Consider the following 12,319-nt stretch of genomic DNA (forward strand, 5'->3'; position numbering starts at 1 on the left):
TCGAGAGCCGCTGGTGGCCCAGCCACGCGTGCTCCAGCTCGATCCGCCCGGAATCGTCCGGGCCACGGTGATGGATCCGGGCGAGCATCCGCTCGCACTTGTCGGGGTCGATGTCACCGTACGCAGCGACGATTCCGCACATGAGGCGGCTTCACACATCCTAGGTCGACGGCGGCCCCGCGAATGGGAGCACGCCGGAGGATCCCACCGCCGGAAAAGATCACGACACGGGTCCAGTGACCACGGAGATCGATTGTCCGGCCGATGTTCGGCGACTCACGGTGCGCCAATCACATTCTCCCACGATTCGAGGACCGTCGACTGCGCCTTCGGTCACGTGCGAACGCTTCGGCGGCGCGACCACCGGTACGGCGGCTCAGCTCGGCCACCGTGTTCAGGCCGGGGGTGGACCCGCGACGAGCTGCACCGCCGCGTGGACCACGAGGTAGACACCGAACGCCCCGGCCGCGAGCACGACGATCGTGCGCCCGTGGCGACCGATCCACGCGTTCACCGCGGTCACAACGCGGATCGTCGCCTCCGGCCGTACGGCATGGGCGACGACGGGTATCTCGATGATCAGCATGTAGATGGCGGCCACGAGCACGACGCTGAGGATCGTCACCAGGACGCTGTCGTCGGCCTTGGCGATCGAGTGCAGTGCGGCGAGGTAGAGCGGCGCCGGGGTGTACATCACCAGACCGATCGCGAGCAGCCCGATCAGGCCGAGCTCCCGGCGCTGCGTGGCTACCTTCGGCCCCTTGGGTGGCCGGAACCAGACGTAGACCGCCGAAGCCAGCAGCAGGATGCCGACGCCGAAGTCGATCCACGGCGGCACGGTGCGGTGGTGCGGCCCGCGCTCGACGCCGGTGCCCCGCAGGACGAACACGAGGGCGAAACCGAACCCCAGGGTCGCGATCACGGCCCCGGCGAGGAACACGAGAGCCCGCTTGCGGGGTTGCGGGTTGGCCAGCAGGAAGGCCACGAACAGCAGCCCGGGGGGATAGAGCGCCGCTCCGAGGGCCGCCGGCACCGCTTCGGTCAGCATCGGTCCGACTCGCTCCGTGCGTCGGGGGCGCCCCTACGACACCGGCGTCCGGGCACCGTCGAGCGGGGACGGCTGCGGGGCGACGGGCCTCGGTCCGCGCCAGGCCTGGACCCCCGAGGTGGTCGCGACCTGGGCGGCGCCGAGCGCGTGCTTCGCGAGCTGGGCCGGCGTCATCTCCGTGCGCTGCTGCCACCGTCGCGCCGCTCCGAGCACGGCCGCGCTCCCGAGCGTCAGCCCCGCGGTGGCGATCATCCCGCCGACACCGACGAGGACGGCGCCGCTCATCAGCAGGCGGGTGTTCACGGGACGGGACGAGGGAGACGCGGACACGAGGACCTCCGGAGCAGTCGGGCGACGACCCCCACGGTGGATCGCACCCGTCGCCGCAGGCACCACCCGAACCAGGTGGTCCTGGTCGGGGTGGTGTCCGGCGGACTCCGTGGTCGTCCGGCCTCGCGTTCCACCCTGCACGGGTGATGCCGCCCCGCCCGCCCCGGCGCGGGTGGGAGCACGGGGAAGGGGTGTCGCATGAGACCTGGGCGGGGATCGGCGCCGTGGCACGAACGGCCGACGCGCTGGTGTCCGACGTGAGCCTCGACGTCCTCGTCCTGGGCCTGGCGAGCGTGGTCCGTCCGACCTCGGTGGCGGCCGTCTACGCGTTCCTCGCCGCCCCGTCGCCGAGGCCGCTGCTCGTCGCGTACCTGACCGCCGGGCTCGCCCTCAGCCTCACGGTCGGTGTGATCGCGGTGACCGTCGTCCACGTCAGTCCGCCGCCGCCGACGGTGACCTCCACCGCTCGCGTCATCGTCGACATCGCGTGCGGCGTGGCCTGTCTGGGGGGCGCGCTGTACTACGGGCTCCGATCGCCGCGGGACCCGCCGGCCGCGCGCCCGGACCGGGAGCCGTCGGCGATGAGACGACGCCTGAGCCGGCCCACGGTGCGCAGCGCGTCGGTGGCGGGCGTGGTCACCCACCTCCCGGGGGTGTTCTACCTCGCGGCGCTGGCCGCGATCGTCGCGAGCCGCCCGGGCCTCACCGGCGGCCTCGTCCAGGTCGGGCTCTACAACCTGCTCTGGTACGCAGTGCCGCTGACCGCCCTCGCCTCGTGGGTGTGGCACCCGGAGACGACGCGTGAGAACGCCGCACGGCTCACGGCCTCGGTCCAGGCCCACAGGAAGTCCCTCATGGTCGTCGTCCTGGTCCTGGTCGGGCTGTACCTGCTGATCACCGGGATCCACGAGCTCACCGCGGGGTGAGCTCCCGGCGGACCGGCCTCACCCGCCGCGGATGAGGTGACGAGCCGGACGGAGGAGCAGGGTGAGCGGGGAGCAACCCCGGAGGAGGGGCGATTCTCGTCCGCAGCACCAAGGGACACACCGCCGACGGCCCGGGGCCCCGGCGGGTGCTCGGCCTGCTCTTCGCGCTGATGATGGTCGACTTCGCGGACCGGCAGCTGCTCGTCGGCGCGTTCCCCGGCCTCCGCCGGGAGTGGGGGCTCTCCGAGACCGAGCTCGGGGCCCTCGTGTCCGTCCTGACCCTGGCCGTCGGACTCGCGGCGATGCCCGTGGCGGCGTGGGTGGACCGGCGCAGCAAGGCCCGGACGATCGCGCTCATGGGTGTCGTGTGGAGCGTGGCCGCGGCAGCGTCCGGATACGCCCAGGGGTACGTGCAGCTCCTCGTCGCTCGGATCGGGGTGGGCGCCGGGGAAGCCGGCTACGGACCGGCCGGTGGCGCCCTGCTCGCCGCGCGGTTCCCCGGGCCCCGGCGCGCGACGGTGCTGGGCGGCTTCTACAGCGCCGGGCCGCTCGGGGCGGTGCTCGGCACCGCCCTCGCCGCCGAGTGGGGGTGGCGGTGGACGGTCGGCATCCTCGCCCTGCCCGGCCTCGTCCTCGCGCTCGCGGTGCTCCGCGTCCGCGACCGCCCGACGGTCCGGCCCGAGCGGTCCGCCGTCCGTCCCGCCGCGCTGGCCCTCCTCCGGGCCCGCTCCGCGGCGGGCGCGATCATCGGCGCGGTGCTGCTGCTGGTCGTCGCCTCCGCGCTCTACACCTGGCTGCCCACCTATCTCCAGGGCGCGTACCACCTCGGTCCGTCCGGCGCCTCGCTGCTCGCCGCGGGCGTGCTGGTCGCAGGCGCCGCCGGAACGACCGGCACCGCGGTGGCCGCCGACCACCTCACCCGCCGGGATCCGCGCATGCGCCTGCGCGTCCCCGCCGTCACCGCGCTGGCCACGGCGGGTCTCCTCGGCCCGGCCTTCGGCCTCGTGCCGCCCGGCGCGGCGCAGCTGGTGCTGCTCCTCGCGGGCGCCGCGATGATGACCTCCGCGATCGGCCCGGTCGCCGCCGTCGTCATCGACGTCGTCCACCCCGCGCAGCGGGCGACCGCGACCTCCGTGCTCGTCGTGGCGCAGAACCTGCTCGGCCTGACGATCGGCCCCGTGCTCGTCGGCGTCCTCGCCGACCGCCTCGGGCTGGTCCCGGCGCTGGCCCTGGTGTCGCTGCTCGGCCTCGTCGCCGCAGGCGCCCTGTGGCTCGGCGCGCGGGCCTACCCGGACGACCGCGCCGGGCAGACCCTCCGGGCGGCTCCCACCGCGACCAGCACGACGGGGCGGCGATGACCCCCCACTCCGGCCGCCCCCGGTGCTGCCTCAGTGCAGCGCAGCCGGACGGACCCGCGCGTGGACGTGCCCTGGTGCCACCCGGTGGTCGTGGCGCCCCGCGGGGTCGTCACGGCTACTGCCGCGCGATGGCGATGCGGAGCCGCTCCTCGGGGTCGAGGAAGTGGCCGTGGTCGTCCTCGCCGACGTCGAGCTGCACCCAGTGGATCCGGCCGGTGAACCGGCTGGAGGCCCCGGTGTAGTCGGGACTGACCGGTGTGCCTTCCTCCCGACCGATGTCCGTGGTCTCGTCGGCGGAGAACACGGCCGGTTGGGTCATGTCGACGCGGCCGGAGCCGACCGGCTCGCCGTCGTGGAACAGCGACACGTTGCCGCCCTTGGCCAGGCCGCCGCCGTCGTAGGCGAACTCGGCCCGGACCTGGTGGACGCCCGCAGGCACGAGTGTGTCGCCGCGGATCGTGAAGAGGTGGATGCCCAGCACGTTGTAGCAGAAGGTCAGCCGGCCCTCGTGGAGGTAGACCGACCACCCGCCGAACCGGCCGCCCTGGGCGATCACCACACCGCGCCCGTCGCCCTTCGGCAGGTCGATCTCGGCGGTCACCGAGAAGGACCGGTTCTTGACGCTGACGACGCTGTTCTCCGACAGTCGCCCCATCCCCGGGAAGAACGCCTGGGAGCGACCGCTGATGAGAGTGGGCCGCCCCGCCATCATCGGGTCGATCCGCTCGGCGGTGCGGTCGTCCAGCGGCAGCACTCCGTACTTGGTGGCCTCGATCAGCCAGAGGCGCTGGAGCCGGGCCAGGGTCTCGGGCTTGTCCGCGGCCAGGTCGCGGGCCTGGCTGTAGTCGCTCGTGCCGTCGTAGAGCTCCCAGACGTCCTCGTCGAACGGCGGGGGCTGGTGGTTCATCATCAGCCACGGCGTGCGGTGCTTGGTCACCGCGCTCCAGCCGCGGTGGTAGACGCCGCGGTTGCCGACCATCTCGAAGTACTGCAGGTCGTGGCGTTCCGGCGCGTCGGGCTCCGTGAAGGTGTAGAGCATGCTGGTCCCCTCCATGGGGGACTGCTGAACACCGTTGACCATCGTCGGTTCCGGGATCCCGGCCGCCTCGAGGATCGTCGGCGCAAGATCGATGACGTGGGTGAACTGCGAGCGCAGCCCGCCGGCCCCGGTCGTGCCCCGCGGCCAGTGCACGACGGTGCCGTTGCGCGTGCCGCCCCAGTGGGAGGCCACCTGCTTGGTCCACTGGAAGGGGGTACACATCGCCCATGCCCAGCCGACCGAGTAGTGGTTGTACGAGCTCGGGGAACCGAACTCGTCCATCTTGCTGCGCAGGAACTCCGGCGTCTCGAGCCCGGCCATCCCGTTGAAGTTGGCCATCTCGTTGAACGCCCCGTTGACCGTCCCTTCGGCCGAGGCCCCGTTGTCACCGATGATGTAGAAGATCAGGGTGTCGTCGAGGACGCCGAGGTCGGCGAGGGTGTCGACGAGGCGCCCGACCTGGTGGTCGGTGTGCTCGAGGAAACCCGCGTAGACCTCCATCTGGCGGGCCAGGACGGGCCGCAGCTCCGCGGGCATGTCCTCCCATGCCGGAATCTCCTGGTGGCGGGCGGTGAGTTCGGCCTCCGGGGGAACGAGACCGGCTTCCCGCTGCCGGGCGAAGGTGCGCTCACGCTGGACGTCCCATCCGTCGTCGAACTCCCCCACGTAGCGGTCCGCCCACTCCTTCGGGACGTGGTGCGGGGCGTGCGTGGCTCCTGGGGCGAAGTAGAGGAAGAAGGGCCGTTCGGGCATCAGCGCCTTCTGCTGGCGCATCCAGCCGACGGCACGGTCGGCGAGGTCCTCGGTGAGGTGGTAGCCCTCCTCCGGGGGCGCCGGCGGCTCCACCGCGGTCGTCCCCTCGTAGAGCGCGGGCTCCCACTGGTTGTTCTCGCCGCCGATGAAGCCGTAGAAGGTCTCGAAGCCACCTCCCCCGGAGGGCCAGGCGTCGAACGGTCCGAGAGGTGAGGTCTGCCAGACCGGGACCTCGTGGCACTTGCCGAACTGGGCGGTCGAGTAGCCGTTGAGTTTGAGGGTCATCGGCAGCGGAGCCTTGGTGTTCGGACGCAGCGAGCTGTAGCCCGGCGCCGAGGTCGCGGTCTCGGTGATGCTACCCATCCCGACCGAATGGTGATTGCGGCCCGTCAGCAGCGCCTGGCGGGTGGGTGCGCACAGCGCGGTGGTGTGGAAGCGGTTGTAGCGCAGCCCGCCCGCGGCGAGCCGCTCCGCCGTCGGGGTCCGGCAGGGTCCCCCGAACGCGCTGGACGCCCCGAAGCCGACGTCGTCGAGCAGGACCACGACCACGTTCGGGGCGTTCCCCGGTGGCAGCAGCGGGTCGATCGGCGGGAAGGCCGTGTCGGGGTCCTTCGCGTCGTAGGTGGTCAAACCCGGGAGCGGGCGGTCGGGAACGGGCAGCATCGCGCGCGCATGCCGGTCGGGCGGGGTCATCGTCACGTCTCCTGTCGAGGCCGCAGAAGCCGGACGGCCCTCGCGACGACCGTGGTCGGGCGGTGCAGCCGCACCCTCACCCGCGACGTGTGAAACCCGTGCGGGCGGGGGCTCCCGGGAGTCGGCACGGGTCGGACCGGAGACGGTGGGCTCCCGGTACGGGCGGGCGGCACCCGAATCCGGACCGCCACGCGCCGCAGCGTTCGGGCCATCGTCGGCGTCCTCCCGGGGTCCGATCCGGGTCCGTCTGCGCGCTATCCGGACGGCGCGGACGGCCATACGGTGACAAGGCGTCCCCGTCGCTCGGTCCCCTGCGGGACGGGGCCCTGCTCGTCGCCGGGGGTCGTGGTCCGTCCGGGAAGGAATGTCCATGGCCCGTTCTGCGGTCCTCCGGGTGCGGACGACACCGGACCCGGTGGACGACGGCCGGTCGGTGCACCGCGGCCGCCGTCCGGCGTGACGGTCGAGGCCGTGTCGTCGCAGCGGACGGACACCGTCGGATCGGTCGTCGAGGGGCCGTGGACGGCGGAGGCTGACGCACCCGCCGCGGTGCCCGGGGCATCGGCCCGGCACGCCCGCCCGGTGGCCGCCCACATCGTCGAGCGCCCGCGTCTGCTCGCGCTGCTCGACGAGGGGCGCGAGGCACCCGTCACGCTGCTCACCGCGCCGGCCGGGTGGGGCAAGACCTTGCTGGCAGGCTCCTGGGTGTCCGGGAGGAGCGACGGCAGGGCCGTCTCGTGGGTGACCCTCGGCCCCGCCGTCGACGACGATGCCGCCTTCTGGGCGGCGCTGGCCCATGCGGTGGGCACGACGGCGGGACCGGCCACGGCAGGGGCGCTCGCGGCGCTCGGCGGTCCCGTCTCCGCGACCGGCGAGCGTCCCGGGATCTTCGCCGGTGCTCTCGAGCGGGCGGTCCGGCCCGTGGTCCTCGTCCTCGACGACCTGCACGAGGTGACCTCGTCGACGGTGCACGAGGGGCTGCTGCGCCTGGTCGAACGTCCGGTCCCCTCCCTCACGCTCCTCATCACGACCCGGCGCGACCCGCCGTGGCCGTTGGCGAGGCTGCGGCTGGCGGGTCTGCTCACCGAGCTCCGCACCACCGACCTCGCCTTCCGCGACGACGAGGCCGTCGCCCTCTTCGACCAGCTCGGCGTCCCTGCCACGGCCGGTCAGATCGAGGAGATGGTCGCGCGCACCGACGGCTGGGCCGCGGGGATGCGCCTCGCCGCCCTCGACCTGAGCGCCCAGGACGACATCGCCGGCGCCGTCCGCGCGTTCTCGGGGAGTTCGCACAGCGTGGCCGACTACCTGCTCACCGAGGTGCTCGAGCGCCAGCCCCCCGAGCTCGTGGCGTTTCTCCGGACCCTCGGCACCGTCGACCTCGTCTGCGCCGACCTGGTCGACGCGCTGACGGGCCGCGACGACGGGGAGCGGATGCTCGCCGAGCTGGCCGCCTCGCACCTGTTCGTGCAGGCACTCGGGCGCCCCGGGCGCTGGTACCGGCTGCACCGGCTGCTCCTCGACCTCCTGCGCGCGCGCCCGGCACCGCCGCGGGTCCGGCGTGAGCTGCACCGTCGTGCCGCCGAGTGGTTCCGGCAGCACGGGATGCCGCTCGAGGCGCTCCGCGCGGCGGTGCGCGGCGGCCTCTGGCCACTCGCCGCGCACGTCGTCGGGACCCACCTGGTCCCGCTCGTCCTGCGCGACTCAGCTCGCGAGGTCGAGCGCATCCTCGCCGACGTCCCGTACCCGGTGGTCCTCGAGCACCCCGAGCTCGCCACCGGTCTGGCCGGCGCCCGGATCGCCGAGGGCCGCACCACCGGCGTCCGGGCGCTCGTGGACGCCGCCCGCGCCCGGGCGGGAACGCTCTCCGAATCGCGCCGGCAGCGCCTCGGTGTCCAGCACGGCCTGATCGAGGGCGCCTCCGCGCGGGCCGCGGGCGACCTCGAGGCCGCCGTGCGGGCCTACCGCGGCGTCCCGCTCGATGTCGCCCGGCTGGGGCGGTGGCGGATGGCGGAGGCCCGGCTGATCCCGGTGATCGTGCTCGGCAACCTCGGTGCCGCCGAGTACTGGACCGGAGACCTCCACGCCGCCGCCGGCCACCTCGCCGAGGGCTGCGAGCTCGCGGGCGCCCCGGCGCTCCCCCACCTCAACGCCGACGCACACCTCGCCCTGCTCGCCTGGGAGCGGGGCGAGCTGGCCGCCGCGGAGAACCGCGCTCTCGCCGCAGCGGGTGTCGCGGCGGCCCGCGGCTGGTCCCGCACGCCGCAGGCCGCACCGGCCTACCTGACCCTGGCTCGCATCGCCCTCGACCGCGACGACCTCGACGGAGCGGACCCCTGGCTCGCCCGTCTCGCCGACGTCGAGGAGATCGCACCGGAGCCCCACGTTCGACTCGCGCAGGCCCTCGTCCTCGCGGCACGTCGCGACGCGACCGGGGACCGCGAGGGCGCCCTGAAGGGTCTGCGGGCGACCGCGGCGGAGCTCCGACCCTGGACGCCGCCCCGCCGGCTGGAGGAGGAGTGGGTTCTCGCCGAGGCGGGGCTCCTGGCGCGCGGCGGGAACCGGTCCGCGGCGGAGACCCTCCTCGACCGTCTCGGACCGCCGCAGAGCGGGACGGGGCTGGTGGCCGCGACGCACCTGCGGTCGTGCCTCGACGAGCTGTGGGCCGACGGTCCGGTGCACGCGACACTCGCCGACGCGGTCACGAGTGACCATCCCCGGCTGCGCGCCACCGCCGGCATCGTGGGCGCCCTCGCGGCGGCTGCGAGCGGGGACGAGGAACGTGCCCTGGCGTGCCTGGAGGACGCCCTGCTCACCGCGGCCCCGTTCGGTCTGCTGCGGCCGTTCCTCTCGGAGCCCGCGCTCGCCGGGCTCGTCGCGCGCCGGGTGGACCGGGGCACGGCAGTGCCCACGTTCGCCGTCGACGTCCTCGAACGCCTGCGGGGCATGCCCGCCGACGAGCGCGCCCGACAGCGTGGCCGGCTCGATCCCCTCACCGAGCGGGAACGCACGGTCCTGCGCTACTTGGCCAGCACGTTGTCGAACGCCGAGATCGCCGCGGAGCTCTACGTCTCCGTCAACACCGTCAAGACCCACCAGCGGGCGGTCTACCGCAAGCTCGGGGTCTCCGGACGCCGGCAGGCGGTCCGCCGTGCGCGGGCGCTGGATCTGCTCTGAGGAGCGGCGAGCGCCGCGGCCCGCTGTCTCAGCGGCCGAGGATCCGCCGTTTCTGGTCCTCGAACTCCTGCTCGGTCAGCACGCCCGCGGTCTTGAGCTCGCCGAGCTGGCGGAGCTGGTCGAGGACGTCGTCCCCACCTCCGCCACCGGCGGGCGGCGGGGCGTACTCCGGTGGCGGGGCGTACTGCGGAGGCGGGGCCGGTGCGTACTGCTGCGGAGGCGGCGGGGCCTCCTCGGCGGCCCACCGTCCCGCCTGCCGGCGGGAGACGCGGTTGGAGACTGCCGTGGCCGTCCCGGCCACGAGCGCGGTGCGGGTGAGTCCTCGCAGGAGACCCATGGTGGGCACCTCTATCAGCTGGTGGTCGAGCCCGACATCGACGTGTCGGGGAGATCGGACAGGGTGGCCAGGACGGCGTCGACCGGGATGCGGCCACCGGCGATGAGCTGAGCCCCGCTCCGCCGGATCGCGCCCGCGAGCGGGGCCGCCCACACGTTCTCGTAGACGAGCACCGCGGCCGTCGCTCCCGGAGCGACGACGATCCCGGCCTCCGCGAGGTCGTCCGGGCCGAGCAGTCCCGAGGACGCGCCGTGGAACTCGAGGAGGTCCGGCACGCCGTCGCCGTCGAGGTCGACGATCTCGATGCCGGTGAGCGACCCGTCCGGTTCGCGGCGGACGAAGACGAGGTCGAGGATGCGGATGAGGCCGCGGTCGACGAGGTCCAGCAGCAGCGGAAGCCCCTCCCCGGTCCTCGTCCCCTCCGGGAACTCGACGACGAGGTAGTCGATCGGGCCCGTGTCCGGTGCCGGTTCAGTCATGCTCCTGCCCTCCGCTCCTCACGCGCCCGTCGTGTCCGGACGTCGTGGCCGTGCAGCGATGGTCGCGGGCCGGTGGATCGGTGGCCTCCCTCGCGAAGGGTGAACCGGCGTCCGCCGTCGGAGGTCCGGCACGGCGGTCACCCCGCGCGGAGGAGGGCCCCGGGCCGGCCGCGGAGCACGCTCGACGAACGGTCCACGACGGCGCACCCGTGCGGAGAGGAGCGTCGATGACGGTGCTGGTGCCCGTCCTCCACGGGACCCCGGCGGCCACCGGGGCGGCGCTCTGGAGCGGGTGGCGGTGGACCGGGAGCTTCACCGCCCTCGACCTGCTCGCGGCGGGCACGGGAGCGTTCAGCGGCGCCGTGCTCGTCCGTCACCCCGGTCACTTCCGTGGCTTCACCGTCGTCGGGGTCCTGCTGCTGGCCGCGGTCGCGGGCGTCGGCGGCGGGGTCGTCCGCGACGTCCTGGTCGACCAGCTGCCGAGCGCGCTCACCAACCCGGCCTACCTCACCGTCGCGCTCGCGGGCGGCGTCGCCGGCCACCTCGTGGGGGGCCGGCGGGGCACGAGGGCACGCGCCACGCTCTTCCGGTTCGCGGCGTCGTTCTCGCTGCCCTTCTATGCGATCGTCGGGGCGCAGAAGGGCGTCGAGGTCGGTCTGCCGGGCTTCGGGGTCCTGGCGCTCGCGACCGTGGCGCCGACGGCGGGGCGCTGGATCGTCGACGTGTCCGCCGGCGTCCCGCCGGCCCACTTCGTGCGCGGCGGGTGGTTCGTGCCCACGGCGCTGCTCACGGGACTGGTGTGGATGCTGTGCGATCTCGCGGCACTCGACCCGTGGCTGTGCGCCGCCGTCGCGTTCGTCGTCGGGTACGGCGCGCGGGCGGTGGCCACCTCCCGGTCGTGGTCGGAGCCGATCGCCAGCGCGCTCCCCGACGAGGAGGGGGACGACCCGGCCCCGGGCCGGGGCGGGCCGGCCCCGCACCGGACCACCGAGTGACGATGCGACGTCGGGACCCGGTGCGTCGGTGAGCGCGGGCTGTCCCGGGTCAGGTCGGGACGACGTGGACCGGGCTGCCGTCGGTGCGGGGGCTCGTGTCGACGGGGTCGTCCGGCTCGACCGGAGGATCGGGGACGCGCGCCGGATCCTCGGGCTCGCCGCCCCCGGGCGATGGCTTCTCGGGACCAGCCGAACCGATGAGGTGGTCCACCCACTTCGCGCTCGGGTCGCAGTCGACCAGCACCGCCTTGACCAGCAGCGTCGCCGGGATCGCGAGCAGCGCGCCCAGGGGTCCCAGGACCCAGGCCCAGAACAGCAGGGCCACGAAGGTGATCGTGGTCGAGAGCCCGACGGCGTCACCGGTGAACATCGGCTGGATCAGCGACTGGACCACCGCGTTGAGGACGATGTAGACCACGAGCACCGTGACCATCATCTGCCAGCCGCCGACGAGCAGGCCGAGCAGCGCGGGCGGGATCACGCCGATGATGAACCCGATGTTCGGGATGAAGTTGGTGATGAACGACAGCAGCCCCCAGAGGACCACCAGGGGGACCCCGATGATGGCCAGCCCGATGCTGTCGAGCACCGCGACGATCAGCCCGAACACCGCGGTCACGACCAGGTAGCGCCGTGTGCCCGACGCGAAGCCCTGGAGGGCGCCGACCATGTGGGGGCGATCCGTGCCGATGCTCGCGAGGCGCCGCCCCGCCCCGTTCGCCTCGGCGATCAGGAAGAGCAGCAGCGCGAGGATGAACACGATGCTCGTGAGCGCCCCGCTCAGGTCGGCCAGCACGGACCCGATCGCGCCCACGATCTTGCCGACGTCAGCCGAGCCGGCCGTGGCCCGCGCCTGGGAGGGGTCGAAGCCCACCTTCTGGAGCGTCGCCGACAGCGAGGCGGTCAGCTGCTGGATCCGCCCCGAGTACTGCGGCACCAGGCCGATGAGCTGGCCCACGGAGGCCAGCAGCACGGCGACCAGGCCCAGGATCACCGCGAAGATGACCACGACGAGCGCGAGCACCGTGCTCCAGGTCGGGAACCCTCGGCGGCGCAGCCAGGACTGCAGCGGGCTGACCGCGATGACGACCACGAGCGCGAGCAGGATGGGCGAGATCAGCCAGGCGGCCTGCTGGAGCCCGGCGACGACGATGACCACCGCGGCGGCGCCGAGCAGGAGCATG

General features: G+C 73.9%; 10 protein-coding genes. 4 read left to right on the forward strand and 6 right to left on the reverse strand.

The genetic code is table 11. The annotated features are described in order from the left end of the window. Positions 1 to 394: 394 nt before the first annotated feature. A complete protein-coding gene (locus AC0CYZ_RS13020; RefSeq protein WP_472215920.1) occupies positions 395 to 1,048 on the reverse strand; it encodes a GAP family protein in 654 nt (217 codons plus the stop codon). 33 nt (positions 1,049 to 1,081) lie between these two features. Next, positions 1,082 to 1,351, reverse strand: coding sequence for a hypothetical protein (locus AC0CYZ_RS13025; protein ID WP_472215922.1), 270 nt, complete (start codon positions 1,349 to 1,351; stop codon positions 1,082 to 1,084). A 251-nt stretch (positions 1,352 to 1,602) separates the two neighbouring features. On the opposite strand from AC0CYZ_RS13025, the gene AC0CYZ_RS13030 reads away from it, so the two are divergent. Next, positions 1,603 to 2,304, forward strand: a complete 702-nt coding sequence (locus AC0CYZ_RS13030; protein WP_472215924.1) for a GAP family protein — start codon at positions 1,603 to 1,605, stop codon at positions 2,302 to 2,304. 146 nt (positions 2,305 to 2,450) lie between these two features. Next, complete coding sequence (locus tag AC0CYZ_RS13035; protein WP_472215926.1) at positions 2,451 to 3,662, forward strand: MFS transporter; 1,212 nt, start codon at positions 2,451 to 2,453, stop codon at positions 3,660 to 3,662. Between the two features lie 115 nt (positions 3,663 to 3,777). Here AC0CYZ_RS13035 and AC0CYZ_RS13040 read toward each other — a convergent pair whose 3' ends face one another. Beyond that, positions 3,778 to 6,147: a sulfatase-like hydrolase/transferase gene (locus tag AC0CYZ_RS13040; protein WP_472215928.1), complete on the reverse strand. Its 2,370-nt coding sequence runs from the start codon at positions 6,145 to 6,147 to the stop codon at positions 3,778 to 3,780. Positions 6,148 to 6,618: 471 nt separating this feature from the next. On the opposite strand from AC0CYZ_RS13040, the gene AC0CYZ_RS13045 reads away from it, so the two are divergent. Beyond that, positions 6,619 to 9,324: a winged helix-turn-helix domain-containing protein gene (locus tag AC0CYZ_RS13045; RefSeq protein WP_472215930.1), complete on the forward strand. Its 2,706-nt coding sequence runs from the start codon at positions 6,619 to 6,621 to the stop codon at positions 9,322 to 9,324. A gap of 28 nt (positions 9,325 to 9,352) precedes the next feature. Here the strand turns inward: AC0CYZ_RS13045 and AC0CYZ_RS13050 are convergent, their stop codons facing one another. Beyond that, entirely contained in the window at positions 9,353 to 9,661 is a 309-nt protein-coding gene (locus tag AC0CYZ_RS13050) for an SHOCT domain-containing protein (RefSeq protein WP_472215932.1), read from the reverse strand. 14 nt (positions 9,662 to 9,675) lie between these two features. Next, positions 9,676 to 10,140 (reverse strand): DUF6325 family protein, encoded by a 465-nt coding sequence (locus AC0CYZ_RS13055; protein WP_472215934.1) that lies wholly within the window; start codon positions 10,138 to 10,140, stop codon positions 9,676 to 9,678. Positions 10,141 to 10,367: 227 nt separating this feature from the next. On the opposite strand from AC0CYZ_RS13055, the gene AC0CYZ_RS13060 reads away from it, so the two are divergent. Further along, the gene (locus AC0CYZ_RS13060; protein ID WP_472215936.1) at positions 10,368 to 11,135 is read left to right on the forward strand and encodes a trimeric intracellular cation channel family protein; all 768 of its coding nucleotides are present in this window, start codon (positions 10,368 to 10,370) and stop codon (positions 11,133 to 11,135) included. 49 nt (positions 11,136 to 11,184) lie between these two features. On the opposite strand, the gene AC0CYZ_RS13065 is transcribed toward AC0CYZ_RS13060, so the two are convergent. Next, on the reverse strand, positions 11,185 to 12,319 hold a 1,135-nt coding region (locus tag AC0CYZ_RS13065), incomplete at its 5' end, for an AI-2E family transporter (RefSeq protein WP_472215938.1).

It is taken from the genome of Actinomycetospora sp., from assembly GCF_055612215.1.

What these genes read in the sequence shown, in the direction of transcription:
- AC0CYZ_RS13020 (WP_472215920.1), bottom strand. Translation starts at nt 1,048, where the DNA reads ATGCTGACCGAAGCGGTGCCGGCGGCCCTCGGAGCGGCGCTCTATCCC.
- AC0CYZ_RS13040 (WP_472215928.1), bottom strand. Translation starts at nt 6,147, where the DNA reads ATGACCCCGCCCGACCGGCATGCGCGCGCGATGCTGCCCGTTCCCGAC.
- AC0CYZ_RS13050 (WP_472215932.1), bottom strand. Translation starts at nt 9,661, where the DNA reads ATGGGTCTCCTGCGAGGACTCACCCGCACCGCGCTCGTGGCCGGGACG.
- AC0CYZ_RS13055 (WP_472215934.1), bottom strand. Translation starts at nt 10,140, where the DNA reads ATGACTGAACCGGCACCGGACACGGGCCCGATCGACTACCTCGTCGTC.
- AC0CYZ_RS13060 (WP_472215936.1), top strand. Translation starts at nt 10,368, where the DNA reads ATGACGGTGCTGGTGCCCGTCCTCCACGGGACCCCGGCGGCCACCGGG.